At 69.3% G+C, this 24,012-nt stretch carries 21 protein-coding genes and 1 tRNA gene; 4 read left to right on the top strand and 18 right to left on the bottom strand.

The features are described 5' to 3' along the window. Positions 1 to 122: 122 nt before the first annotated feature. The 4 genes from OHA88_RS29680 to OHA88_RS29665 all read right to left on the bottom strand — a co-directional run bounded on the left by OHA88_RS29680 (position 123) and on the right by OHA88_RS29665 (position 6,129). Positions 123 to 1,577: a Cys-Gln thioester bond-forming surface protein gene (locus tag OHA88_RS29680; RefSeq protein WP_328627765.1), complete on the bottom strand. Its 1,455-nt coding sequence runs from the start codon at positions 1,575 to 1,577 to the stop codon at positions 123 to 125. Between the two features lie 191 nt (positions 1,578 to 1,768). Further along, on the bottom strand, positions 1,769 to 2,377 hold the full coding sequence (locus OHA88_RS29675) for a single-stranded DNA-binding protein (RefSeq protein ID WP_328627764.1): 609 nt from the start codon (positions 2,375 to 2,377) through the stop codon (positions 1,769 to 1,771). Positions 2,378 to 2,470: 93 nt separating this feature from the next. After that, positions 2,471 to 4,480 carry a YfjP family GTPase gene (locus OHA88_RS29670; RefSeq protein WP_328627763.1) on the bottom strand — a complete coding sequence of 670 codons (2,010 nt, stop codon included), beginning with the start codon at positions 4,478 to 4,480 and terminating at the stop codon, positions 2,471 to 2,473. Beyond that, a complete protein-coding gene (locus OHA88_RS29665) occupies positions 4,477 to 6,129 on the bottom strand; it encodes a dynamin family protein (RefSeq protein ID WP_328627762.1) in 1,653 nt (550 codons plus the stop codon). Before OHA88_RS29665 ends, OHA88_RS29670 begins: the two co-directional genes overlap by 4 nt. A 318-nt stretch (positions 6,130 to 6,447) precedes the next feature. Between OHA88_RS29665 and OHA88_RS29660 the strand changes: the two genes are divergently transcribed. After that, positions 6,448 to 6,520: transfer RNA gene (locus OHA88_RS29660), tRNA-Arg, on the top strand. A 389-nt stretch (positions 6,521 to 6,909) separates the two neighbouring features. Further along, entirely contained in the window at positions 6,910 to 7,185 is a 276-nt protein-coding gene (locus OHA88_RS29655) for a hypothetical protein (RefSeq protein WP_328627761.1), read from the top strand. 99 nt (positions 7,186 to 7,284) lie between these two features. On the opposite strand, the gene OHA88_RS29650 is transcribed toward OHA88_RS29655, so the two are convergent. The 7 genes from OHA88_RS29650 to OHA88_RS29620 form a co-directional block, all read right to left on the bottom strand. Beyond that, positions 7,285 to 7,854, bottom strand: coding sequence for a hypothetical protein (locus tag OHA88_RS29650; RefSeq protein ID WP_328627760.1), 570 nt, complete (start codon positions 7,852 to 7,854; stop codon positions 7,285 to 7,287). A 762-nt stretch (positions 7,855 to 8,616) separates the two neighbouring features. Further along, positions 8,617 to 9,057, bottom strand: coding sequence for a PPOX class F420-dependent oxidoreductase (locus OHA88_RS29645; protein WP_328629825.1), 441 nt, complete (start codon positions 9,055 to 9,057; stop codon positions 8,617 to 8,619). A 172-nt stretch (positions 9,058 to 9,229) separates the two neighbouring features. Further along, the gene (locus OHA88_RS29640; protein ID WP_328627759.1) at positions 9,230 to 9,955 is read right to left on the bottom strand and encodes a 2OG-Fe dioxygenase family protein; all 726 of its coding nucleotides are present in this window, start codon (positions 9,953 to 9,955) and stop codon (positions 9,230 to 9,232) included. Positions 9,956 to 10,075: 120 nt separating this feature from the next. Then, on the bottom strand, positions 10,076 to 11,362 hold the full coding sequence (locus OHA88_RS29635) for an ATP-grasp domain-containing protein (RefSeq protein ID WP_328627758.1): 1,287 nt from the start codon (positions 11,360 to 11,362) through the stop codon (positions 10,076 to 10,078). Positions 11,363 to 11,366: 4 nt separating this feature from the next. Then, positions 11,367 to 12,623 carry an ATP-grasp domain-containing protein gene (locus tag OHA88_RS29630; protein ID WP_328627757.1) on the bottom strand — a complete coding sequence of 419 codons (1,257 nt, stop codon included), beginning with the start codon at positions 12,621 to 12,623 and terminating at the stop codon, positions 11,367 to 11,369. 48 nt (positions 12,624 to 12,671) lie between these two features. Further along, the gene (locus OHA88_RS29625; RefSeq protein WP_328627756.1) at positions 12,672 to 13,895 is read right to left on the bottom strand and encodes an MFS transporter; all 1,224 of its coding nucleotides are present in this window, start codon (positions 13,893 to 13,895) and stop codon (positions 12,672 to 12,674) included. Positions 13,896 to 13,943: 48 nt separating this feature from the next. Further along, entirely contained in the window at positions 13,944 to 15,233 is a 1,290-nt protein-coding gene (locus OHA88_RS29620; protein ID WP_328627755.1) for an ATP-grasp domain-containing protein, read from the bottom strand. A 142-nt stretch (positions 15,234 to 15,375) separates the two neighbouring features. On the opposite strand from OHA88_RS29620, the gene OHA88_RS29615 reads away from it, so the two are divergent. Beyond that, on the top strand, positions 15,376 to 16,428 hold the full coding sequence (locus tag OHA88_RS29615) for a helix-turn-helix domain-containing protein (RefSeq protein WP_328627754.1): 1,053 nt from the start codon (positions 15,376 to 15,378) through the stop codon (positions 16,426 to 16,428). Between the two features lie 412 nt (positions 16,429 to 16,840). After that, positions 16,841 to 17,731, top strand: a complete 891-nt coding sequence (locus OHA88_RS29610) for a LuxR family transcriptional regulator (protein WP_267005117.1) — start codon at positions 16,841 to 16,843, stop codon at positions 17,729 to 17,731. A 79-nt stretch (positions 17,732 to 17,810) separates the two neighbouring features. Here OHA88_RS29610 and OHA88_RS29605 read toward each other — a convergent pair whose 3' ends face one another. The 7 genes from OHA88_RS29605 to OHA88_RS29575 form a co-directional block, all read right to left on the bottom strand. Further along, the gene (locus tag OHA88_RS29605; protein WP_328627753.1) at positions 17,811 to 19,322 is read right to left on the bottom strand and encodes a uracil-xanthine permease family protein; all 1,512 of its coding nucleotides are present in this window, start codon (positions 19,320 to 19,322) and stop codon (positions 17,811 to 17,813) included. Positions 19,323 to 19,437: 115 nt separating this feature from the next. After that, entirely contained in the window at positions 19,438 to 20,673 is a 1,236-nt protein-coding gene (locus tag OHA88_RS29600) for an ATP-grasp domain-containing protein (protein WP_328627752.1), read from the bottom strand. 59 nt (positions 20,674 to 20,732) lie between these two features. Then, positions 20,733 to 21,782, bottom strand: coding sequence for an isopenicillin N synthase family dioxygenase (locus tag OHA88_RS29595; RefSeq protein WP_328627751.1), 1,050 nt, complete (start codon positions 21,780 to 21,782; stop codon positions 20,733 to 20,735). A 17-nt stretch (positions 21,783 to 21,799) separates the two neighbouring features. Further along, complete coding sequence (locus tag OHA88_RS29590) at positions 21,800 to 22,360, bottom strand: TIGR00730 family Rossman fold protein (RefSeq protein WP_267005113.1); 561 nt, start codon at positions 22,358 to 22,360, stop codon at positions 21,800 to 21,802. 30 nt (positions 22,361 to 22,390) lie between these two features. Beyond that, positions 22,391 to 23,155 carry an FAD-dependent thymidylate synthase gene (gene thyX, locus OHA88_RS29585; protein WP_093774214.1) on the bottom strand — a complete coding sequence of 255 codons (765 nt, stop codon included), beginning with the start codon at positions 23,153 to 23,155 and terminating at the stop codon, positions 22,391 to 22,393. A gap of 64 nt (positions 23,156 to 23,219) precedes the next feature. After that, positions 23,220 to 23,417 carry a hypothetical protein gene (locus OHA88_RS29580; protein WP_267005112.1) on the bottom strand — a complete coding sequence of 66 codons (198 nt, stop codon included), beginning with the start codon at positions 23,415 to 23,417 and terminating at the stop codon, positions 23,220 to 23,222. A 221-nt stretch (positions 23,418 to 23,638) separates the two neighbouring features. Beyond that, on the bottom strand, positions 23,639 to 23,983 hold the full coding sequence (locus OHA88_RS29575; protein ID WP_267005111.1) for a hypothetical protein: 345 nt from the start codon (positions 23,981 to 23,983) through the stop codon (positions 23,639 to 23,641). Between the last annotated feature and the right edge of the window lie 29 nt (positions 23,984 to 24,012).

Here is a 24,012-nt window from a genome sequence, read left to right as displayed (position 1 = left end):
TGCCCGCGAAGTGCCGCAGTGAAGTCGGGTGTCTTATCACGCGACAGCCCCGGTACGCGTGGGCGTACCGGGGCTGTCAGCAGCACATCGTGACAATGTGCCGCTCGGATGTCACGTTGCGCTTACTCCTCGGTCGGCTGCCCCGCGGACGCCGTCTTCCGCTTGCGGAGGAGGAAGACCGCGCCGCCGCCGATGACGACGAAAGCGATGGCGATGCCCGCGATGATCGGCGTGGCGTTGGAGCTGCCGGTCTCGGCGAGGTCGCCCCCGGTGCCGGTCGAGCTGCCGCCGGCGGTGGCCGGGGCGGGCTGGTCGGCGGTCTGGGTGTCGAGGCCGCCGGTGCCGCTGCCGGTGGTCTTGCAGTCCAGGACGCCCTTGAACGTCTCGGTGAACCCGCCCGGACCGGTGATCGTGAAGTCGTACGCCTGGTCCTCGGCGACCGGGACGGTCACCGTCTCGGACTGTCCGGCCTCGACGGTGTGCTCGGCACCGGCCAGCTCGAAGGTGAACGCCTCGTCGCCCTCGTTGCTCGCGGTGACGTCCACGCCGCCCTTGGCGCAGTTCTTCTTCGCGGTGATCGCGGGGATTGCGCCCTTCTTGGCCCAGGTCGCGGTGGCGGTCGCGGACACCGTGGACTCGCTGGAGCCGGCCAGGATCTGGGTCTGGCTCTTGGTCACCCCGGCGAAGGCACGGCCGACCGGCACCGAGGTGGTGGCCTGCACGGTCAGCGAGGCGGTGCCGTCGGCGGCACCCGCCGGGACGTCGAAGTAGAGCTCGGCGCCGTTGGCGGCGGCGGTGACGGGCTTGCCGCTCTTGTCGGTGACCTTGACGCCGCTGGCGGAGTCGGCGGGCGGGGTCACCGAGACCTGGCCGGCGTCGGTGTGGACTGTGACCGGCCCGAGCCGCTCGCCGGACAGGCCGGAGACCGCTGCCGGGTCCAGAGCGAGGGAAGCCTTGGGCTCGGCGACGTCCTCGGCGTGCTCTCCCAGCCAGTCGGCGAGCTTCTCGGCCTGCTGGTCGGAGGCGTCGACATCGGCGTTGTCCGAGTAGCGCCAGATGGCGACCTGGGTGCCCGCCGCCGCGGTCTGCTCGGTCAGCGGCCCGGTGCCGGCCTGTTCGGCGAGCGCCGCGAGGTCGTCGATCTGCGGGTAGGAGTGCTGCAGGATCCAGCGGATCCTGCCCGCGTTCTTGTTGGCGCCGAGCGACGTCTGGTTCCAGGGGGTCTCCAGGTACTTCGCCTGGTCCTGGGTGGGGTTGTGAATGTCGATGCAGTACGTCTTGAGCTTGCCGCCGCCGTCGACGGTCATCTCGAAGAGCCCGGCGGCCAGCTCCTGCTTCTTGCCGTCCGTGTGGAGCACGGCCCGGTCGTAGGTCTTCAACCCGTCCAGGACGGCAGTCGCGCCGCCCTGGTGCTGGGGCGCCTCGTCGGCGGCCGCGCTGCCTGCGCCGACGAAGGCGGCGGCTATGACGAGCCCGGATGCCACCGCCGATGCAGCCAGCCGGGAGATGCCCGGTCTCCGTGGAGGGTTCGTCCCCGCCGTGGATGCTGAAGCAGTCGCTGAAGAAGCAGAAAACACAGATGTCCCCTCCGGGCGGGATACTCGCGCTTGGTACGCGTGTGGGGTTTGTCCCGCCAGCCGACTCAAGTGCCCTGTGAGTACTGGGAGATCCTAAGGAAACGGCGATGCGTATTCCCCCGTCATACCGTCGTACAACCATTCCGACTCAGAATCGTTATCGCCGGTAACTTCCGTGCCCACAGGCCCGGTCACGGCGCCGACGCCAGCTCCGGGATCTGTTCCTGACGCACCGTCGGTCCCCGCCCCCCACGTCGCGCGGCCCGCTCGCTCTGCACCCTCCGCTCCCCCTGCGCCCTGTGCGCGCCCTGCGTCCGCTTCGCGGACCGCGCAACAGGCTCCCCCCGTTCGATCGGCCCCCCGAACCCTTCGGCCTTCTCCTCTCCCCTTTCCTCCGCCGGCCCGCCCCGCCTGCTCGGCCCGGCCGTCAGCGTCGGATCACCCCGCACCACCCGCCGGAACGCCGCCGTCCCCCGTGTCAGATCGTGTCCGACCGCCAGCGCCTCGATGTCCACGAACGTCCGGCGCTGCCCGTCCCGTTCCTCCTCGCGCACCTTCAACCGACCGTGCACGACCAGTGGTTCTCCCACAGCGACCGAACCCGCGAGATTCGAGGCCAGCGTGCGCCACGCCCACACGGTGTAGAAGCTGGTGTGCCCGTCCGTCCAGAACTGCTTCTCCCGGTCCCAACGGCGGGCCGTCACGGCGAAGCGGAACCGCGCCATTCCGCCGGTCGCGGTCTCCCGGAACTCCACCCCGGTCGCCGCGTTGCCCACCAGTGTCACCACGGTCTCGTTCATGCCTCCGCCTCCCCTTCGTCGCCCGTGACCGCTGCCGCGCGGTCACTGATCTCATGCTGAAGGGGAGGCGGGGATCCTGCTGAGGGCTGTGGACTACCGGCCGGTTGTGGAAAACTCCGTCACCGCCACGAACCGCTCCCGCACCTCGCGGTACCGCACCAGCTCGGCCGCCACCGGATCGAGTACCCGCGCCCGGCCGCAGGCCGCCGCCGCCTCGCGCAACCGCCGCTCGGCCTCCTGCCCGTACCGCCGTGCGGGCCCACGCGCGGCGGCCGCACACGACCACTCGACCAGCGGCCCGCCGACGACCCCGGCCATCATCACCGATGCGGCGGTGAGCAGCCCCGGCTCGACTACGCCGACGATCTGGCCGATCAGCCAGAGGCCGCCGAAGATCTGCAGCAGCGTCATGGAGACCTGCGCCAGTACGGCGGCGGGCCACCATGCCGGCCGCGGTGGCCTGCCGGCCACCCGCCCGCTGTGTGCCCCATCGGATCCACCGGCCATCGCCGCAGCGACCGCAGCACCGCCGTCGGCGTCGACGGGCGCCGCGCCACGCCCGGCGTCCTCGCCCGCACTCTCACCCTCCCCCACGCCCCTGCCCTGGCCCTCCGCCGCCGTACCGCTCTTCTCCCCCAGCTCGTCAAGCGCCTCCGGCAACCCCTCCGCCCCGTTCATCGCGGCCTCGCGGACCGCCTGCGCCCAGGGGCCGGGCAGCCCGTCGGCGGCGGCGTCCGCCACCGTGCGTACCGCCTGCTCGACGCGTTGTCGAGCGGTGAGCTGCTCCTCCGGCGGCGCGGGCAGCGCTGCTGCCCAGTCCATGGTTCGCGGCCGCCTGGTGGCCTCGTACCAGCGCCACAGCCGCAGCCAGGGCGTCCCGCAGGCCCGCCCGGCGTTCCTGCGCCACTCGCGCTCGGCGGCCTGACCTGCCGCGGCCGCACCCACGGCCTCGGCGAGCCGGTCGGCGAACTCCTCACGGGCACGTTCTCCGAGCCCCGGCCGCCCCTCGGCGACGTACGCCGGCCGCAGTCTGGCCGCGACGGCGTCCACATCGGCGGAGAGCCGGCGCGCCGCGGCCATGCGCTCCTGGACGAACCGGCCGAGCAGCTCACGCAGTTCGCCCACCCCGTCGCCGGTGAGAGCCGACAGGGACAACACGGTCGCGCCCGGTTCGCCGTGTTCGCCGAGCGCCATGCCGTCCTCGTCGAGCAGCCGGCGCAGGTCGTCGAGGACCTGGTCGGCGGCGTCGCCGGGCAGCCGGTCCACCTGGTTGAGGACGACGAACGTGACCTCCGCGTGCCCGGCCAGCGGCCGCAGATAGCGCTCGTGCAGAGCCGCGTCCGCGTACTTCTCCGGATCCACGACCCAGATCACCGCGTCGACCAGCGCAAGCACCCGGTCCACCTGCTCGCGGTGCCCGGTCGCCGCCGAGTCATGGTCGGGCAGATCGACGAGAACGAGCCCCTGAAGCGCCTCGTCCGCTTCCGTACCGCCCTGGTGCGGCCTGCGCCTGAGCCGCCCGGGAATGGCGAGCCGGTCCAGGAGCCCGGCGGCGCCGTCGGTCCAGGAGCAGGCGATGGGCGCGGCAGTGGTCGGCCGTCGCAGCCCGGTGTCCGAGATCTGCGCGCCCGCGAGGGAATTGAAGAGGGTCGACTTGCCGCTGCCCGACGCACCGGCAATGGCGACGACGGTGTGCCGGGAGGAGAGCCGCTGCCGGGCGGCAGCCTCGTCGAGTACGCGCCCCGCCTCGGCGAGGGTGGCCCGGTCGAGCCGGGCCCTGGACAGTCCGACGAGCTCACGCAGCGCGTCGAGCCGCGGCCCGAGCGGGCTGCCGGACGGTACGTACGCCTCGACCTGGGGCCGTTCGTCGTCGGAGGCGGCCTCACGGCCGGGGTCGGCATCGGATTTCCCGGAGGCGGCAGCGGCACGCCGGGCGATGAGCCCGTCGTCCCAGCGCCCGACGGGCTCGGGGGCGTTGCGGATCACGGCAGCTGCAGTCCGGCCCCGCCCCGGCTCCCGCTCCATGTCCCGGTCCGTGTCCGGGTCCGTGTCCCGCACCCGGCCCTGCTCCTGGCTGTGGTCCTGGTCAGTGACGACAGTCAACGCTGCCACCTCTCCTTCTGCAGTACGGACAGCGCGGCAATCAGTTCTGCCTGCGGCTCCGGGGTCACATCGAGTGCGTCGAGCGGCGCGAGCCGCCGGTCACGCTCGCCGTTCAGCACCCGGTCGAGATAGGTGGTCAGCAGCGCGCCTCCCTTGTCGCGCAGTCGCAGCGCCCCCTGCACGCCGATGCGTTCGGCGAGCTGTTCCCCGGCGCTGCGGGCACGGCGTCCGCCGAGCAGCGCGGCGGCCAGCAGTGCGGCCACCGTCTCGGCATCGGGTGCGGCGTTGCGTTCCAGATGGCGCACCTCCTCCTCGGCCAGCTCCTCCAGCACCCGCCGCCACCGTCGTACGGCCATGGCGATCCGGCCCCGGATGTCCTCGGCCGGCCCCCACCCCCCGGCCTGCCGGCCGACGGCCTCGGACTCGAGCACGCCGGCTGCCGGCTCGCGCCGCCAGGTCGTGCGGATCTGCTCGTCGGCTGCGGCGACAGCGCACTGCAGGAGCGCGGCCAGGCTCTCCACCAGTGCGTCGAGAAGCTCCTCGGAGGAGCTGTAGAGCGGGTATCCGCGCCACCGGGTGCGGGCGTCCCCGGCGAGCACACCGCCGTTCTGCAGCCGCCGCTGCACCCGGGCGCCCTCCTTCCGGTACGCGTCCTCGACCACGCCGGTGAGCCGCACGGCCGCCGCGTACTGCGCGGCGACGGCCCCGGCCAGTTCCGGCATGCGTACGTCCAGCGAGTCGATGACCCCGGTCGCCGTACGCCCCACGGCCTGCTGGCGGGCCGCCGGATCGTGCACGCGGTGGCCGAGCCAGGCGCGCAGCGGTGCGACCGCGGTGGTGGGCAGCAGCCCGCTGCCGCCGCCCGCCGACTCGGGCAGTTCCGGGATGGTGAAGCGGGGCACCTCACCGAGACCCGCCCTGGTGAGCAGCGCTCCGTACTGCCGCGACACTTCGGCGATCACCTGGTGCGGCACCCGGTCGAGCACGATGACGAGGGAGGCGTCGTACTCCTTTGCCGTACGCAGCATCTGCCACGGCACCGCGTCGGCGTACCGGGAAGCGGTGGTGACCATGACCCAGATGTCGGCAGCGCAGACGAGTTCGGCTGCCAGCACCCGGTTCCGTACGACGAGCGAGTCGATGTCCGGGGCGTCGAGCAGCGCGAGTCCGCGCGGCAGACTCGCGGCGGTCTCGACCCGCAGCGCGGTCCCGTCCTCCTGCTCGCCATCGCCGAGCCCGTCGCGGTCGTCGCCGAGGCCAGGATCCGCGGACTCCTCCGGGGGCAGCCAGACCCGGGTCAGTTGCGGCAGTACGCGTACCCCGGCGAACCAGTGATGATCATCCGGATGGCAGACAAGGACAGGGGTCCGGGTGGTCGGCCGCAGCACCCCGGCCTCGCTGACCCGTCGCCCCACGAGCGAGTTGACGAGCGTCGACTTCCCGGCCCCGGTGGATCCACCGACGACCGCGAGCAGCGGCGCTTCAGGATCCTTCAGTCGGGGAAGCAGGTAGTCGTCGAGCTGTGCGAGCAGCTCGACCCTGGTCTGACGGGCACGTGCCGCCCCAGGGAGCGGGAGTGGCAGACGCACGGCAGCGACACGGTCGCGCAGGGCGGAAAGTGCGTCGATGAGCTGAGGCCGTACGTCCATGGTCACCACATGCGAAGAATGCCCAATTTTGGCGCCATTTTGAAGCGTATAGCCGCCTCTGCGCGCCGGTTACGCCGTCGGGACAGAGGGGACGAGTGGGGCGCAGGCATAACGAGTGCACAACACCCGGGGCGTCAGGCGTCAAAAGCAGTGCACGATCCGCACCCACCTGCGATTATCGGTTCGCTTCACCGAACCTCCACATCGTGCCACGCAGGTGAAGCAACCGGGTCGAGGCGATCGGAGCCCTATCCTTGTCCCGGCAAGGTCATGGACCGGCCCGGTCCCGGGTCTCCAGGCCGCCGAGGCCACCGCCCGGCCCCCGTAGCTCAGTGGATAGAGCAGGCGCCTTCTAAGCGCTTGGCCGCAGGTTCGAGTCCTGCCGGGGGCACACAGTCCGCACCAAGCCAGGCCCTCCCTCGGGAGGGCCTTTTTGGCAGGTCACCGCACCGTAGCGAGGGACGCGTAGCGAACGCATAAGCGCCGGGCCGACCCCAGGTCACAGTGGGGAAGGTCCGGCGCTGTCCCGCGGTCACCGGGTTTCTGCGGGTGGCTCTGTCGAATACGTGTCGAAGTTTTCCTGGAGGACTCAAGAGAGTGTCCCGCCACCGGGCCGGAGTGCGCGCGGCGGTGGACTGCTCTAGCGTCGAACGGAGAAGGGGCGTCTGCCGAGACGACGGGTACGGGGGCCCGGGACCACACTTGTACACCGGCCGCGTCCGCATCTCGGCGCCTTGAATCCGCGAGTCCCCGACCAACCCTTGAGAGCAGGTGGCTCCCATGCGCACGTCGGCCCGTACAGCCGGAGTCCTCACCGGTCTGACCCTCGCACTGGGCGGCGTGGCCTTCGCCGCCCCCGCCGCGCACGCGGACATCCCGGCCTGCACGAACATGGTCCAGCAGACGGGCGTCGAAGTCTCGGACACCGTCAGGACGGCCTGCACCCAAGGTGTGCACGCCGACCTGCAAGGCTGTGTGAGTGCCCTGACCGGGGCCGGCGTGCCGGGCGGCGCCGCGAACGGTGCCTGCCGGATGGCGGCCAACCCGCCGTCGTGACCGACTCCCTGCCGGTGCACGTCACCGCGGCCGTCGTAGGGGGTTGGATCTTCGCGGCCAATCCGCCGTGGGACCGACCGATCGCCTCATCGGGGCTTATCAGACCGCGGTGCGCTTGTCGTGATCGCTCGGACACTTCACGTTAACCGTCTGGGACTGGGTCTGCGTCTGGGACTGGGTCTGGGTCTGGGTGACGTTGACGTTGACGGTGAGGGAGCTTTCCTCCTGGAAGGTGGTGGGGCCGCCCCTGGCGACGCGGAAGCTACTGGCGACGGTCTTCCCCGCCAAGGAGGGCGCGATACCCACGGTCAGGGTGATAGGCATGTATGCCTGCCCAGGTCCCAGGGCGTCAGAGCGGGTGCAATTCAGGCTGGGTGACGTCGTGCAGCTCCAGCCACTTCCGCCAACAGCGAGTGCGGTCATGCCCGCGGGCAGGGTGCCGGTGACCTTGGTGGCGGACCCGTCGGTCGCGCCGGGCCCGGCGTTGCCGACGGTGATGGTGTAGGTCCCCGTCCCGCCTGCAACGAACGCTTGCTGGTGGGACTCGGCGAGGGTCAGCGACGACCCGCTGTCGGCGTGGGCAGGCGCAACGAGCGAGGTCGACAACCCGACCGCCATCACAACTGGAACCGAAGCGACCAGCAGCCGTCGTCGGGATTTTTGCATCATGTTGTCTCCTTGAGGAGCTGTCGGCCATCCCCTGCCACTGCATTCCCGGGTCGTTCGGACACGGGATCCGAGCGGCAGCAGCGGAGATGACAAGGTGTGGGAACCGCAGGCCTCGGAACCCGACAACCTGGGGCGCAAGTACATATACCTTTAAGCAGTACTTCGCACTGCTCGGATTAGCCGCACACGCTTCCCGAGCACTCGACCAGCCCATCTCGTTACGGCAACCAGGGCACTGGTGCATGGGTCCGCACAGCCGATGCCCAGTCACCAGGCATCGGGCGGGACCACTTCGGGACCACCCGCTATGCGCGCAGGCGAACAAGGACAGCTCAGTGGAACGGTGCTGCGCGCGCCATGCGCTCTATGGCCTGCGCAAACGCTTTGCCCCATGACCTGGGGTGCGTAGGCGTGCCGCCGAAGCCACCGCCGGCCGCAGCTGCATTCTTTGTCCTTCTCCAGGGAGAAGACTTTCGAGGCGCAGTCCTTCTCCTGATTCGGGCTGGACCGCACTGCCCGAAGTCTCGGCTTTTTTGGTGGAGTTGACGTCAGTCATTTTCCACCTCCCGGGCCTGCGCAGCCTCGCCAGTCACCGGATGAGGCCCGGAGGACTCGGGTGGTATTGGAATCTGTTGCAGGTTCGAGTCCATCCGGGGGCACACAGTCCGCGCCGCGCCCTCCCTCGGGAGGATCCATCGCGCCTCCCCATGCCGACTGGCACGACGCGCACCCAGGTACGCGACTCGACCCATCGGACAGGACCTAGTCCGCGATGCCGGCGAAGGCGGTCACCCGGTCGACGGTGGCACGGATCAGGTACTCCCCCGGGACCGAGTTTCGCTGTCCGTACCGGTCGGCCCGGTCGGCGCCCATGTAGCGGGCGCCGATTCTGGTGGCCCAGTGGCGGAGGTCGGCCGGGTCGTCGGTGAAGGTGGCGGTGCATTCGAGCATGACGTACGCGTAGGGCGGTTCCTGGTCGTCGATGCAGAGTGCGAACCAGGGGTTCCTGCGCAGGGACTTCGCCTTGAGGGATTCGTGCCACGTGGTGAAGAGAACCTGCGGCCGGCCGGCCTCGGCGCCCTCGGCCTCGTCGAGGAGGAACCACACCGGTGTGACGTGGGGGCGGCCGTCCTTGCGGTGAGTCGCCAGCTTCGCCGTTCGGGTGCCGGAGAGGGCGAACGCACGCCACTCGGCCTCGGACATGGGCTGCATGGATGGGACGCTCCTCTGCTCTCTGAACTCTGTTCGGACCGGTTCTTGATCTCGCCCTGGTCGGTTTACCCGCGCCCCGCGGACGTGCCGAAGCTCCGCCGGGAGCAGCGGACTTGGGGAGGAGTCCAGTGCCTCGGCGGAGCATTCGGCCGGGACGCCCCGGTCAGTCGGTGAGCGGGAAGAAGTCGATCAGCATCATGTCGCGGATACCCTCGGTGACTCCGGGGGCCGGGGTGACGCCGGAGACGCCGTGGAAGACCCGACGGTCGTCGATGACGATCGACTCGAGCGGCTCGAGCAGCGTGGTCCGGAAGATCGGGTTGCGGTCGCGGTCGTACAGCTGCGACTCGCCCCCGGTGACGCCCTCGCGGTTGATCAGCACCTGGGCGACGAAGTGGTGGCCGTCCTCGTGGATACCCTCCGGAGCGGGCAGCGAGGCCTCGTCGCGGCTTGCGGTGATCCGGATCTGATGGACGCCTATGGCGGCGTCGGACCGGTCGATCTCCCCTGGCAGGTTGTCCAGAAAGGTGAACACGACCGTCTCGAGCAACGCGGAGGCCGCCACGTCCTCACGGAGCGGCTCGAAGTGCCGCTGGACGCCACCGAACAGCGAGTTCACCTCCTTGGACTGTTCGAACACGATCTGGCCGCTGGGCACCAGGCGGCCGTCGGCCAGGTGGAACTGGCTGTACCTTCGGCGGCGGAACGTCGCCCCGCCCTTGAGATACGCATCGACCGGCAGGTCCTCCCAGGACGAGGTGAACTCTTTGCGCTCCCACTCCGCATGCCGGGCCAGGGCCCGACGGAGCAGGGTCGGGGAGAAGTGGCGGAACGGGGTCGTCCCGGTGGCGGTCGTGGGGGCGGTGGCGATGGTGGCTACTGCGGACATGGTGAGCTCTCCTTCTCGTGACTGTTCCGGCTGAACAGACCTCTGGTGCGGCGATGACTGGTGGAGGTGCTCCGGCTGCTGCGGCTTCGGCAACCGGACACGGGGAGCGGCGGAGCCCGGTCAGCCCCTGCTCGCGCCGGCCAGCTGACCCAGGGGTGCGGCGGCCTGGTCCGCGGGGGTGGCCGGGACCCCGGAGACCCGGAACGCCGCGGCGGTTGCGACGAGGGCCTGCTCCACGTCGTGGCTCGTCGCACCCCGGAAGCGGAAGCGGCCGCCGACGTGCTCGTAGTACGCGTCGGCCCGCGGCAGGATGTCGCCGACCTCCAGGAGCGCCTCGGCGTACGGTCCCGGGGTGCTGCCGACCATCGAGGTGACCTCGGTGATGCGGCACGGCCGTGCCCCGGGGGCCGGGATCAGCAGGTAGCCGCCGATTTCCTCGGGCCGGCTCAGGTGTCCCTGGGGAACCGGGCGTTGGAGCTGGAGCTGGAATGCGGCGTCCATCAGGTCGTAGCCGTGGAGCTCACGCCAGACGAAGGGGATCTCGGCGCCGCCGACCCGGGCGCCCACCTCCAGGAAGCTGCAGCGGGGGCCGTCCGGGGTGTCGTTGACGAACAGTTCCAGGTGGAAGACGAGCGGGTCGCCGGAGAGCGCCCGGAGGTAGTCGGCGGTGCTCTCGCCGATGGCCCTGTTGACCGACTCGTCGTCCTCCTCGACGGAGCCGAGGAAGTCGCCCGAGCGGAATCCCAGGCAGGTGTTCACATAGCGCGAGGCGCGCCAGTGCTGGATCTCCCGGCCGGTGAAGACGCCGTCCACGTGGTAGATCCGGCCGGGGTTGAAGGTCTGCACCATCATGGGCGTGTCCGCGAGGTCGACGGTGAGGACGTCCTCGGGGCCGTCGAGCTTGACGACTCCTTCGCTGGAACTGCCCATCACCGGCTTCAGGATGAGCGGCCAGCCGTGCTTCGCGCCGAACTCCAGAATGGATGTCTCGTCGCCGGCGAGGGTGAAGTCCGGCAGGTCGAGCCCGGCTTCCGCGACAGCGGTGGCCATGAGGTACTTGTCCCTGAAGCGAGCCAGGTGGCCCACCCGTTGGCCGGGGCAGTTCCACTCCTCGCGCAGCTCGGCGGCGATCAGGAGATCGTCCTCCTTGAGGGCGACGATCGCCTCGGGCCGTCCGTGCCGCACGGCGAGCACCCTCAGCGCGGCGCGCACGGCCTCCAGGTCGTCGGTCCGCTCCACCACCAGGATGTCGCCCGCCGCCTCGGGTACGGACGGCAGCCCCACCTCCGTGGTGATGTAGGAGACCCGGTGGGTGGCGTGGTCGAGGTATTCGGCATAGCGGGCGTACTGCTCGCGCCAGCGGTTGATGACGACGATGTGCGGCAGGGCGGCGTTGTTCGCGTTCATGGGCTCAGGACTCCTCGGAGATTGCGTACATTCCGTCGCCGTCCAGGTAGTGGATGGTGTTGATGTCGCGCATGACGACCTCCTCGAGCTCGTGGAAGAGCCGCACGAAGCCGACGTAAGTGCTGTCGTTGACCGTGGGGACGACCGTGCCGCCGAGCGGGACGAACTGCGACAGGTCGTGGAAGCTCTCGAGCTCCTCGATCTCCTTGAGGTGGCGCAGCGACTCCAGCCGCCCCTCCTTGGCGGAGACCAGGCCGACCGAGGCGAAGTACCGCTGGATCTCGTAGTCGTTGTCGCGGCGCTCGTGGAAGCGGTCCGGCCGCACGAAGGCGTCGACGGTCCAGTCGAAGGGGGATTCGCCGGTCGCCAGCTGCACATAGTGCGGGAGGTCTCCGCCGCAGATGCGGGCGCCCATCTCGATGAGCACGGGCCCTGAGGGGGTGAGCTTCAGCTCGATGTGGGAGGGACCGTGCCGCACGCCCAGGGCGTCAAGGACTTCGAACGCGTACGGGACGAGCTGGTCCTGCGCCTCACCGTGACGGGGGAGCAGATAGCAGGAGTTGCTGATGTCGTGAACGCCGTTCACGGAAAGGCGCGTGGTGGCGATGATGTCGGTGACATGGTGCTTGCCGTCCCGGCTGACGGTGTTGACCATGTACTCGCCGCCGAAGAGATGTTCCTGGGCGACGACGCCCTCGTTGCGCTGGTTGAACAGGTTCTCCGCGCCGGTGAGTTCGAGGAAGGCGGCCGCACTCTCCTCCGGGGTGGCGCAGAACTTGACGCCGTCATTGCCCGCGCTCTTGAGCGGCTTGACAACGACGCGGGTGCCCAAATCCTTGTGCCACTGGGCGAGTTCCTCGGCACTTGTGGCGAGCAGCTGCCTGGCTCCGCGTACCCCTGCGGCCTTGATCGTCTCGATCATCGTGAACTTGTCGCGGCGGGCGGCGCTGAGCTCCGTGCCGTTGGTCGGCAGGCCCATGGCCTCGCTGAGCCGGTCGGCGAACTCGACGCCGAACTCGCTGCCGGCGAAGACCGCCACAGGTTCGTACGCACCTGCGGCCCGTACGGTCTCTTCGAGGTCCCCGGTGTGGACGATGTTGTCGGCATAGAGCGTCAGGTCCAGGGAGCCGGCGAAGGCCGGCGGGATCTCAGGGGTGCTCTGCACCCGCACGCATGCGTAGCCCGCTTCGTGGAACTCCGGCGGGAAGAACCGGGCCGGGGCGAATGCGTCGACGATGACGACGTAACCCTTGGTGTCCATTCAGGTCTCCAACTGCTGTGCATGAAAGGTGATATGAGGTGACTGCCGTCAGGCGGCGGCGTCGGCGAGGACCGGTCCGCTCTGCGGCTCGGCGGCCGGCCTGCGAGCCAGCCAGGCAGTCCAGCCGAGGGCCACACCGGAGAGGGCGGCGCTGGTGAGACCGATGACCACGAAGGCCCAGAGCGGGCTCCTGGCGTCCTGGATCGCGCCGGACAGGGGGGCGCCGATGCTGTTGCCGAGGGTGAGGGAGGCGCTGTAGATGCCCATCACGACTCCCCGCGCCCCGGCCGGCGCCAGCCCGCTCGCGGCGCCGCCCGTCGCCGCGAAGGAGGGCGAGCAGAGGGCGGCCGGCAGCACCATGGCCAGGCACAGCAGGCGCCAGTCGCCGGTGGCGAAGCCACCGACCATGGTCGTCAGGCCCACCAGCGTCGAGATGACGGCGAAGTGGGGCGGCCGTTTCAGCGTGCCGTAAAGGAGCGCACCGATGAAGGAGCAGAGGCCGCAGACCGTGAGGACGAGGCCGGCCCATTCGACCTGGCCCGAGTCGCGCAGCCCGCCCACGATCGCCGTCTCGTAGCCGGCGGTCGCCAGAGTGGTGGCGGTGGTGGCCACGAGGACCGGGACGAGCGCGGGCTTGAACCACTCGCGGAACTTCATGCGGGGGGCGGGCTCGCTGCCGGCGCCCTTGGCGGAGTCGCGGACCTGGGGGTTGAGCAGGGCCAGGCCCGCCCCGGCGAGTGCGACGATCAGGCCGAGGCCCCGCATCGAGACATCGCTGGAGACGGTGGTCGCCACGGTCACACCGAGCGCCGGGCCCACCATGTACGAGATGTTGGACGTCATGGCGTCGAGCGCGAAGGCGGTGTGCCGCTGCTCCTCCGGGATGGCGACCGCGAGCCTCAGCCGCACGACGGCGAACCCCGGGAGGTTGAGGAGTCCGCAGCCGACAGCGGCCACCGAGAGCACCCCGTAGGACATGCTGGGGCCGATCCCCCAGAAGAGCGCCTGGCCGGTCAACGAGACGATGAGCACGGGCCGTACGCCGTACTTGTCCATCATGCGGCCCTGCACCGGACCGCCGACCGCCACGCCCACCGTCCACAGCGCGATCACCAGGCCGGCGGCGCCGAAGCCTCGGTCGAGGCCGAACACGACGCCGAGGTTCATCACGACCGGGATCGCCACCACCGCGATCTTCGAGAAGAACCCGAGGAGCATGAGCAGGCCGATGCCTGGCTGGGTCACGACCTTGCGATAGCCGTCAATCCGCATGGCTGCCTGCCGTTTCCTTCATCTCTTTCTCCCACACTTCGGATTTCGTCATGCCGTTGCCACAGCGGTCGCCGCCGCTTCCGTGTCGGCCACTCCTACGGCCGCCGCGATCTGCCGCAGGAATGACCGGTCGGTGAATTCATGGCGTTGCCAGAGCGATTCGAGCTTCCCCGGGAGTTCCGCCCGGTCGTCGAGCTCGCAGGTGATGATCACATTGGGGTGGTCGACACCATCGATATTGAGCGACTGCGTCCGTACGACGTCCAGCTCGCGGGTCACGTCGTGCACGAATTCCGGCGAGAGTTCACGCACCGGGAACTGCAGGCACACCCGCTGGAGGCCGTGCCCGTGGTCCGCCTCGTCCGGCCAGGTCCCGTCCAGGATGGAGAGCAGGCAGTCGTACGTGTTGAAGCCGGTGGAGGCTATGCAGGGGGTGGTCGTCCCGGTGACCCGTGGATTGATTTCGAGAATCCGGTAGATTCCGTCCTCGTAAATCATGTCCAGCCCGACCGCTCCGTGCAGATCGAGAGCACGAGCGAGCTTCTTGAGTTTCTCGGCCACCGGGGCGAATGCCAGATCTGCCTCCCGGCGCGGTGCCACATAGCGCAGCCGGCCGAAGTTGAAGACCGGACCGATCTCCGCCGGACCCTGCCACACCACCGGGTGGACCACGTACTGCCCGCGGGCTCCGACCACTTCCACCGAGCAGATCTCACCGGACACACAGCGTTCCAGGATGAAATTTCCGCTGTGTGGTTCGGCCAAGTGCCGTGCCAGTTCCGCTTCGTCGGCCAGCGGCACCATGCCGGCACCCATGCAGTCCCAGAGCGGCTTGCTGAGCACGGGATATCCCATGTCGGCGGTCTGGATCAGGATCGAGTCGACGTACGCGGGAATGCGCAGGCCGCGACCGGCGAGTACATCGCTGTCCACGAGCACTCCGGGCGGAATGTCGAATCCGTGCTCCTCCAGCAGCCGCTTCGTCTCCCACTTGTTGGCGGTGAGGCTCGTGGCGGCCAGGCTGTGCGCCACCACGGGAATCCCCACGGTCTCCAGGCGGCGCCGCACCACCGAGTCGCGCAGGGCGTTCTCGTCAGCGATGGAAAGGGAGATCACTCCGTGGGCGCCCCAGTCGATGACCTTCTTGGCGAGCTCGTCGGCGGATATGTCACCGGCTATCTTCTCCGATTCACCGGGGAAGTCATCGGGTCCGCACTCGCCGTCCGTGTAGAAGAGTTTTGCTTCGGTGTCCTCCCGCTGGAGACGTGCCTCAAGGGCTGTGAGAAAAGGCTTTGTCTGCTGAATCTCAATGGATCGCAGGAATGCGATTCGGCGCATTGTTTCACCCTTCCGGGGAACCTCGGTCGTTCAGATCGACCGTGCTGTACAGCGCGATATGAAGACTTTGCCAGCAACAGCGGCTCAGTTGGAGAGATACTCGGTGTCCTAAGCTGGCCAGACCGGAAGAGGATCTCGACAAATGGCGCGTTCAGGGACACAACGCGGCGCCTCGGCGCTCATTCTCGAGCCAGTCTCGCTGTCCGTCTATGAATGGGCGCTGCGGAACGGCGGGCTCCGCGACGCCGACGATGCCGCGGCCGAATTGGGCCTGGCCATAAGCGAGTTGACCCTTGCGCGCGACAACCTACTGGAACTCGGGTTGCTCGTGTCCAGTGCCGACGGTGGCGAACTGCTGCCGGTCGACCCGGCGATCGCCGAGATGCTCGCCCGGACGCCGTTGGAGCAGGAGATCCGGGAGCGGCAGCAGGAGCTGACCCGGATGCACGCCCAACTGAGGCCTCTGGCTCCGCTGTTCGCGGAGCGCAGCCGTGCCGGGCGCAACTCGGACGGGCTGCGCTCCTTCGACGATCCCGCCGAGGTGCGCCGCGAACTGTCGATGATGACCCGGCTGTGCACCGAGGAGATGGTCTCCATCCAGCCGGGCGGCGGCCGCGACCCCGACACGCTGAGTTCGATCGTCGCGGAGAGCCTGTCGATGCTGGAGCGAGGAGTGCGACTGCGCACCCTGTACCAGCACACCGCGCGGGCGAGCCTGTCGACGCAGGCCTACGTGCGGTCGGTCTCTACGGCCGGCGCCCGGATCCGCACCACCGCCGAGGCGTTCGACCGGATCATCGTCTTCGACCGGGAGACGGCGTTCGTCCCGCAGCCCCGGGCCGCGGGCCGGCCGCAGGGGGCCTCGGTGGTCACCGACCCGACAGTGGTGGGTTTCCTGTACCGGATGTTCGAGAGCCTCTGGGAGTCGGGCCGCCCCTTTGACGCCCATCAGGCCGAATTCCAGCCATCCACCGAAGAGTTGAAAATCTCGATCCTGCGCCTGATGGCGACCGGCCTGAAGGACGAGGTGATTGCCAAGCGGCTGGGGATGGCGACCCGGACCTTCCGCCGGCACGTGAAGGACATCACCGACGAACTGGGGGTGGAGAGCCGCTTCCAAGCCGGTTTTCGCGCGTGGCAATTGGGGATTGCGCTGGGAGAAAGCGACGATCCCGGCGCATCCGGGACGGATTGACACACCGGCGGTTCCGCGCGGGCCGGCCCGGTCACGGCATCGCCCCTGGCCGGAATCCGACCGCTATTTGACATCTCTGTGAAATAGGCGCGTTCTGTTCACTGCGCTGCGGACGAACAGGCACAATGCCCATGCAGCAGGCACACAACCCTGCCCTGTCGGCGGCGGATTCGGCTCCTATCGGCACCTGGCCCATGGAAGCTAGACTCCGCCTCCTTCTGCGTGATCACCAATACTCTCAACGGAGTTGGCTATGTATCCGGCAAAGCCAGTGGTGCCCATACCCAGCACAAAGGCGCGCGCTACGTACGTCGAACTCCTCCGGAAGGACTCGGGTGCGCAGTCCGAGCGGGAGCGGTCGGACGGCCGGTCGGAGTGCCCTGCGGACGGTGTCCGCGAGGATCGCGAGATCATGGATGAGCTCCTGTCCATGGGGATGGTCCGCGAGGACACCTCCTCCCCCTCACGCTTCGTCGCGGTGGAGCCCGGCATCGTGGAGGCCCGGATCGGAGCGCTGCTGCGCTCTTCCGCGCTGACCATGCTGGAGGAGGCCCGGAACCTCACGGACCTGCTGCGACCCCTCATCGTCGACTCCCGGCACACCGCGGGACCGCAGGGCAGCGAGTCCATCGTCCGCATCCAGGGCAAGGCCGCGATCAGCGCCATCGTCAACGAGAGTGTGCAGCAGAGCACCTCGGAGCTGTTCACCGCCCAGCCGGGGGGCGGCCGGCCCAAGGCCACACTCGAGCAGATCCGTCAGCAGACCGCCGAGCTGCTCGACCGCGGGGTGGAGGTGCGGACGCTCTACCAGCACACCGCCTGGCACGACGGACCCACCCGTGAATACGTGACCGAAATGACCTCGCTCGGCGCCCAGGTCCGTACTCTCGACGAGTTCTTCGACCGGCTGATCATCGTCGACCGGAGCATGGCATTCGTCCCTGCCGACACCGAGCGGGACCAGGCCGTCATTATCAGGGAACCGGCCGTGGTGCGTTTCCTCACCGAGGTGTTCGAGCGCAACTGGCAGCGCGCCAAACCCTTTCAGGGATCCCGGACTCCGAATGAATCGAGCCATATCAGCGCCGTGTTGCGCGAGACCATTATCAGGTGCCTCATCCATGGGGACAGCGACAATGCCATCGCCAAGCGGATCGGGCTCAGCACCCGCGCGTACGCCACCCACCTGGCCAAACTCAAGGCCGATCTCAAGGCGGAGAGCCGCTTCCAACTCGGGTACCGGCTCGGTCAGCTGGCCGGTGGCGGCCCGCCTCCCGAGGCAGGCGAAACAGCCGGGGTGTGAAGTGACCCTGGGATCACTTCACACCCCGGCTGCGGGTGGGCCGTAGCGCCGGCCGGTTGATGCGCTTCGCTGTTCTGGTCTAGGAAGCCGTAACCGCCGGAGCCGGGCCCGGCTCGAGGAGAGCGGGCTCGGGCTCCTGGACCGGGGCCGGCACGAGCCGGGCTGCGGGAGCCGGCGTCGTGGGTGCGGCCTCGCGCGTCTGCGCGACGGGTGCCGGACGGGACTCCGGAGCCGACTCGGCGACAGGACGCCGCAGGGCCGCCAGGACGTGGTAGCCGAGGAGGGTGACCAGGGTGCCCAGTGCTATCCCGCTGACCGAGAAGGTGTCCGTCACCTTGAGCGAAACCCCGCCGATGCCCAGCACCGCGCCGGCTGCGATCGGGACCAGGTTCACCGGGTCCGCGAAGTCCACCGACGACTTGATCCAGATCTTGGCGCCGAGCAGCCCGATCATCCCGTACAGGACGACGGTGATGCCGCCGAGGACACCGCCCGGGGTGGCCGCGACGAGCGCGCCGAACTTGGGGCACAGGCCGAACAGCAGGGCCGCGGCGGCCGCCATCCAGTACGCGGCGGTCGAGTAGACCCGGGTCGCGGCCATCACCCCGATGTTCTCCGCGAAGGTCGTGGTCGGCGCGCCTCCGACCGCCGAGGAGACCGCCGTGGCCAGGCCGTCGCCCAGGATGGCGCGCCCGAGCACCGGGTCGAGGTCGGACCCCGTCATCTCGGCCACCGCCTTGATGTGCCCGGTGTTCTCGGCCACCAGGGCGATCACGCCCGGCAGCACGAGGAGCACGGCGGACGCGGTGAACGTCGGTGCGTGCATGGTCGGCAGGCCGAACCACGGGGCCGAGGCGGCCTCCGAGAGCTGCACCCGCAGATGACGGCTGACCTCGCCGGTGGCCCCGGGCGCGGTGATCGGGCCTGTCGTCATGTCCAGCACCCACGAGAAGACGTATCCGAAGACCAGGCCGACGAAGACCGCGAGCCTGCTCCAGAATCCGCGCAGCAGCACGCCCGTGACGACGACCACGCACATGGTGGCGAGAGCCACCCACTGGTCCTGGGGCCAGTAGATGTCGGCCACCACCGGCGCCAGGTTGAGACCGATGAGCAGGACCACCGCGCCCGCCACGACGGGCGGGAATGCCTTGTTGATCAGTGCGGGCCCGGCGAAGTGGACGATCAGGCCCACCGCGGCGAGCACCAGCCCCGCGACGAGGATCGCACCGGTGACGGTGGACGTGGTGCCGCCGGCCGCCCGGATGGCCGCCACCGCGCCGACGAACGAGGCGCTCGTACCGAGGTAACTGGGGATCCGGCCCTGAACCACCAGCAGAAACAGAACGGTCGAGACTCCGGACATCATGATGGCGAGGTTCGGGTCGAGCCCCATGACCACCGGAAAGACGAATGTCGCACCGAACATCGCCACTACGTGCTGGGCTCCGAGGCCCACCGTGCGCGGCCAGGACAGCCGCTCGTCCGGCATCACCGCGGCGCCCGGTTGCGGTGCCCGGCCGTCGCCGTGCAGTCGCCATCCGACACCGAGGGCCCGGCGTGCCGGACCCGGACTCTGTGTTCCCTTCATGGTTCTCGTTCCTCCGGTCATGGGCAGGCCGCCGCACCGCCGTGGCGGCGGCACGGCGGTGCCGTTCAAGGGGTGGGTGCGGAGAGGGGAGACAGCCGGTCTCTCCGAAAGGGGCTCAGCTTTCGATGCAGCTGGAGATGCCCGCGATGGCCTCGTCGGCGCGGGCGTCGGCCTGGTCCGGTCCCGTCGCCAGGACGATGACGTGGCCGAGACGGGTGTACTTGGAGTGGGTGCTGCCCACCAGGTCGCCCGGTTCCGCGTAGGAGCGGACGGCGATGACATGCGGGCTGGCGGCGAGGCCGCTCAGCCCGCGGAAGACACCGTGCCGCGGGGTGTTGATGAACCGGATCGCCACCGCACCGCTGCGGGTCGGCCGGGTGTCGGGCAGTTCGCCGAGGACGGCCTGGAGATAGGCCGCGGCCTCGCTGACGCCGGTGGCGTGCTCGATCATCTCCATGACGGGTCCGTCGGGCGGGCCGGCGCCCACCTCGATGAGCCGGGGGCCCTCTGCCGTCATCTTCAGATGGCTGTGCGCGATGCCGTCCCGCAGCCCCAGGGCCGCGAGCCCTCGCTCCACGGTGGCCAGGATCGTGATCCGGGTCAGCTCGTCCACGTCGGCGGGCAGGGTACGGCCGAGCTCCTCGCCGTTCCGGCCGCCGGTGGAGATCCGGCGGACGATCGCCAGGTGCGTGCAGCCGCCGCGGTGCAGCACGGTCTCCACGCCGTACTCGGCGCCTTCCAGGTGCTCCTGGATCACCGCGACGGCGTCGAAGCGGATTCCGTACGTGATGTCCTCGCGCCATTTCAGGGCACGCCGGACCGCGCCGGGCAGCTCGTCCGGCGTCTCGACGAGGGTCAGCCCGATGCTGCCCGAACCCCCGGCCGGTCTGACGACGACCGGGTAGTGAAGGCCGGCCGACCGCAGCCGCTCCTCGGCGGCCTCGGGGGAGACGACCGCCAGCGTGCGCGGCCCGGGCACGCCGCGCGCCCGAAGGGTCTGCGCCATCTGCCACTTGCCGCGGGTGGACTCCGCCATGGCTGGATCATGGCCAGGCAGTCCCAGCCGGTCGGTCAGCGCTGCGGCGACCGGGGACAGCGTCTCCCGGCCGACGGCCACTCCGCCGATGCCTTCCTGGGCGCAGTACTCGGCGAGTTGGTCGACGGCGTACGCCGTGCTGCGGAAGTCGGTGAAGACGGTTCCGGCGAGCTGCTTGCGCACTTCGTCGGGACAGCTCCGGTACAACTCACGGTGGGTCGCGATGTGCAGGTGGATCTCGAGGGTCTGGGCCGCTCCCACCAGCTGCTCGGCCGCGGCACCCTCGGCGCCCAGCAGCAGAACTGCTCTGGCCATGGTGTTCTCACCTCGCTTTCGACGGCATCCCGTAGTTCGCGGAACTGTTCGTCCCGGACTTACGCGCCATACGCTCTGCTGAACTTACCGATGATGTAGTCGCCCGAACGCACCGGTTGGTGCCTCGGCGGATTGAGCGGCCCGGTGCAGGTGGGGATGCACTCGATGAGGGCGTCGTAAGCGGGCTGGTGGAAGAAGGGGACCGAATAGCGTTCCTTTCCAGCCAGTTCACGCGGCGGATTGACCACCCGATGGACGGTGCTCACCCACCGATTATTGGTCCAAATTGCCATCAGGTCACCGATGTTGACAACAAAGGAACCCTCGATGACAGGCACGTCGAGCCACTGGCCGGCCTTGTCGAGGACCTGCAGTCCGCCCGGGCCGTCGTCCTGGTACAGGATGGTCAGGCTTCCCCAGTCGCTGTGCATTCCCTTGCGGAGCTGCCCGGGTGCGGGGGGCTCCGGCTGCTGCGGGTAGAAGTTGGCGGTCAGGTTGGTCATGTGCTGCTCGATCTTGTCCTCGAACCAGTCCTCGGGCAGATCGAGCGCAAGGGCGAACAGCCGCATGATGTCCGCGGCCAGTACCTCCATGGCCGCGTAGTAGGCCCGGTACGCCTCGGCGAAGCCGGGCAGTTCGGGCCAGCGGTTCGAGGTCCGCAGCGCCGGGTCGGCGTCGGCGGGCAGCGCCCGGTCCGCATCCGGCTCACCCAGGCGGTTGACCGTGAAGGTCTCCGAGATGTCCGGCAGTGCCCGCTCCTGCTCGACCTCGGCCTCCGCGTTGGAGGCGGCGAGGCTGCCCTGGCGGCCGAATCCCCGCATCAGCGGGTCGGCCGGGACGGCGAGCAGTTCCGCCTTGGTCTCGGCCGACAGCGCGAAGAACTCCCGGGTGGCCCGGTACATCTCCGCTATCGTGCGCTCGGGCACGCCGTGGCCGACGATCACCAGGAAGCCGCTGGTACGGCAGACCTCGTCGATCACCGCGGCCAGTTGCCGTTCCGCCGCCCCGCCCGACCGTGCGGAACTCAGGTCGATCACCGGGACATAGCCGTCCACCACGGTGACCTGCGCGGCCTCGGGGGCCGCGCTCTCCACATTCAGTACCGACATCGCTCCTACTCCCGATCTCAGCCCCATCGCGGCGGCGGGGGCTCCCACTGGCTTACAAGGTCCAGGAATTCGTTCGCGTCCCCGACGGACGCGAGGGTGCCCAGCTCCTGCTCGCGCAGGAATCCACTGGCGGACATGCGGCAGATCATCCGCAGGAGACGGTCCCAGTAGCCGTCCACGTTCAGCATCGCCATCGGCTTTCCGTGCCGGCCGAGGATGAGCCAGGCCCAGGCCTCGAGGATCTCCTCGACGGTGCCCACCCCGCCCGGCAGCGCCACGAAGGCGTCGGCCAGGTCGGCCATGATCTGCTTGCGTTGGTGCATCGTGTCGACAATGTGCAGTTCGGTCAGGCCCTGGTGGGCGACCTCGGCATCGACCAGGTGTTTCGGGATCACTCCGGTGACCCGGCCGCCGGCCGCCAGGGCCGAGTCGGCGACGACCCCCATGAGGCCGGCCGCTCCCCCGCCGTAGACGATCTCGTGCCCCTCGGCGACGAGCTGCTTGGCGAAGGCCGCGGCGGCTTCTTGATAGATGGCCTGGTTCCCCAGGGCCGAGCCCGCGTAGACCGTGATTCTCATGGCAGGAACCTCCGTCGGATCGCGATCCGGTCAGGGACTGACGCGCCCGAACTTCTCGAAGGCCTCGTGGGTCAGCGGCATCAGCCGCGCGAACTCGTCCTCCATCTGCTCGGCCACCACCTCGATCTCCCGCTGCGGGTGCGACACATAGGCGGCGTCGGCGCGGTTGGTGCGCAGGCCGAGGAAGTGCATCAGCGAGCGGGCGTTGCAGGTGGCGTACACGGTGGAGAAGGTGGCCACGGGGAGCACCATGCGGGCCAGTTCGCGGGCGATTCCGGCATCGAGCATCTTCTGGTATTCGCGGAAGGCGGACCGGTAGGCCTCGCTGGTGGCGGTGGAGAGCAGCTCGTAGTCCTCCTCGCTGCCCGGTACGTACTGGTAGTGGCCGGGCTTCCCCTCCTGTTTCAGGGCCCGGTCGCGGTCGGGCACGTAAAAGACGTTCTTGAGGTCCTTGTACCGGGCGCTCTCCTCATTGAAGGACCACATTCGGTGGCGCATCATGTGGCGGATCGCGAAGATCGGCGCGTGCACCAGGAAGGTCATCGAATTGTGCTCGAAAGGGCTGCCGTGACGGCTGCGCATCAAATACCGGATGAGGCCCCCGATATATGCGTCGCCACGCTCCTCGCGGTGCGCCTCCTCGCCGGCCGTGGAGACCCGCGCCGCGCGCACGACTCCCAGGTCGGAGGCGGTGTGGTCGACGAGCTCGACCGTGATCTGGCTGCGCAGTTCGATTTCGGGACCGAAGACGGGTGCGTCGGGGGCGTGGACCTCAAGGGCCGGGCTGATCGTCATCGTACGTTCCTCCGATGGATTCTGTTCAGCGGTGCTCGATATTGTGCTGCTGGAATATGCCTGTTCAGTCCCAGCCGTGATCGTCGGGCGAGGCGCTCGTGGTGGGGGTGGTCGTCGTCGTGGTCGTGTCGGCCGCGGCGGAACCGGCGGTCGCGACGCCCACCGCAGTGGCGACGAGTACCGCCGAGGCGGCAGCGACCAGGGCGGACTGAATCCCACGGCGAGTGGTGGAAAGCTTCATCTGGAACGTGTCGTTACGCATAATTCGATTCCTCTTCTCGTTGTTTGTGGGCGGCTCCCCCGCTCACATCTCTATTCTTCGAAAACAGGCGGCCCTCAATAAGGTCAGACTTGTGCAGTGCGTAAGTACGAAACCAAGTGCACGAACATGCGCCCCACGCCGAAGCCCCGCTGCCGCAGTGCGGCAGCGGGGCTTCGGGGGGCGCGGACGGGGCTCTTGACCTGGGCGGAACGGCCGCCCGGCTACCGGTCGAGGCCGCAGCAGACCCGGCCGGGACCACGCGCGGACCCGGCCGGCAGCTTCCCGGGGGTGGGCAGGGACACCGGCTCGGACGTCTCCCGGGCCTGGGCGTGGATCTCCCGTACGGCACAGGTCGCGGTCACCACCGCCGCACGGGCCAGCCCGAGCGCCTCCCGCGCCGAGTCGATGTCACGGTCGGGCAGACGTACGACGACGTCCGTGGCGCACTCGATGAGGTGCAGCGCGGCGCGTGCCAGCCGGTCGTCGCAGGGATAGCCCTGCGAGACGGCCTTGTGTGCGGTCTCCAGGAGCGCGGCCGCGCTCAGGGTGTGCTCGTTGGTTTCCAACTCTCTTCTCCTTCAATGGTGTGGGCCGG

Source organism: Streptomyces sp. NBC_00353, assembly GCF_036108815.1.
In the GTDB taxonomy this organism is placed as follows: domain Bacteria; phylum Actinomycetota; class Actinomycetes; order Streptomycetales; family Streptomycetaceae; genus Streptomyces.
Note: the sequence above shows the minus strand (reverse complement) of the source record. Positions and strands in the feature narration are given on the sequence as shown.

Coding starts and splice junctions, on each gene's coding strand:
- OHA88_RS29580 (WP_267005112.1), bottom strand. CDS start 23,417: ATGCGTAACGACACGTTCCAGATGAAGCTTTCCACCACTCGCCGTGGG.
- OHA88_RS29615 (WP_328627754.1), top strand. CDS start 15,376: ATGGCGCGTTCAGGGACACAACGCGGCGCCTCGGCGCTCATTCTCGAG.
- OHA88_RS29640 (WP_328627759.1), bottom strand. CDS start 9,955: ATGTCCGCAGTAGCCACCATCGCCACCGCCCCCACGACCGCCACCGGG.
- OHA88_RS29590 (WP_267005113.1), bottom strand. CDS start 22,360: ATGAGAATCACGGTCTACGCGGGCTCGGCCCTGGGGAACCAGGCCATC.
- OHA88_RS29610 (WP_267005117.1), top strand. CDS start 16,841: ATGGATGAGCTCCTGTCCATGGGGATGGTCCGCGAGGACACCTCCTCC.
- OHA88_RS29600 (WP_328627752.1), bottom strand. CDS start 20,673: ATGGCCAGAGCAGTTCTGCTGCTGGGCGCCGAGGGTGCCGCGGCCGAG.
- thyX (WP_093774214.1), bottom strand. CDS start 23,155: ATGACGATCAGCCCGGCCCTTGAGGTCCACGCCCCCGACGCACCCGTC.
- OHA88_RS29665 (WP_328627762.1), bottom strand. CDS start 6,129: ATGGACGTACGGCCTCAGCTCATCGACGCACTTTCCGCCCTGCGCGAC.
- OHA88_RS29675 (WP_328627764.1), bottom strand. CDS start 2,377: ATGAACGAGACCGTGGTGACACTGGTGGGCAACGCGGCGACCGGGGTG.
- OHA88_RS29635 (WP_328627758.1), bottom strand. CDS start 11,362: ATGAACGCGAACAACGCCGCCCTGCCGCACATCGTCGTCATCAACCGC.
- OHA88_RS29645 (WP_328629825.1), bottom strand. CDS start 9,057: ATGTCCGAGGCCGAGTGGCGTGCGTTCGCCCTCTCCGGCACCCGAACG.
- OHA88_RS29625 (WP_328627756.1), bottom strand. CDS start 13,895: ATGCGGATTGACGGCTATCGCAAGGTCGTGACCCAGCCAGGCATCGGC.
- OHA88_RS29650 (WP_328627760.1), bottom strand. CDS start 7,854: ATGATGCAAAAATCCCGACGACGGCTGCTGGTCGCTTCGGTTCCAGTT.
- OHA88_RS29655 (WP_328627761.1), top strand. CDS start 6,910: ATGCGCACGTCGGCCCGTACAGCCGGAGTCCTCACCGGTCTGACCCTC.
- OHA88_RS29620 (WP_328627755.1), bottom strand. CDS start 15,233: ATGCGCCGAATCGCATTCCTGCGATCCATTGAGATTCAGCAGACAAAG.
- OHA88_RS29605 (WP_328627753.1), bottom strand. CDS start 19,322: ATGAAGGGAACACAGAGTCCGGGTCCGGCACGCCGGGCCCTCGGTGTC.
- OHA88_RS29630 (WP_328627757.1), bottom strand. CDS start 12,623: ATGGACACCAAGGGTTACGTCGTCATCGTCGACGCATTCGCCCCGGCC.
- OHA88_RS29595 (WP_328627751.1), bottom strand. CDS start 21,782: ATGTCGGTACTGAATGTGGAGAGCGCGGCCCCCGAGGCCGCGCAGGTC.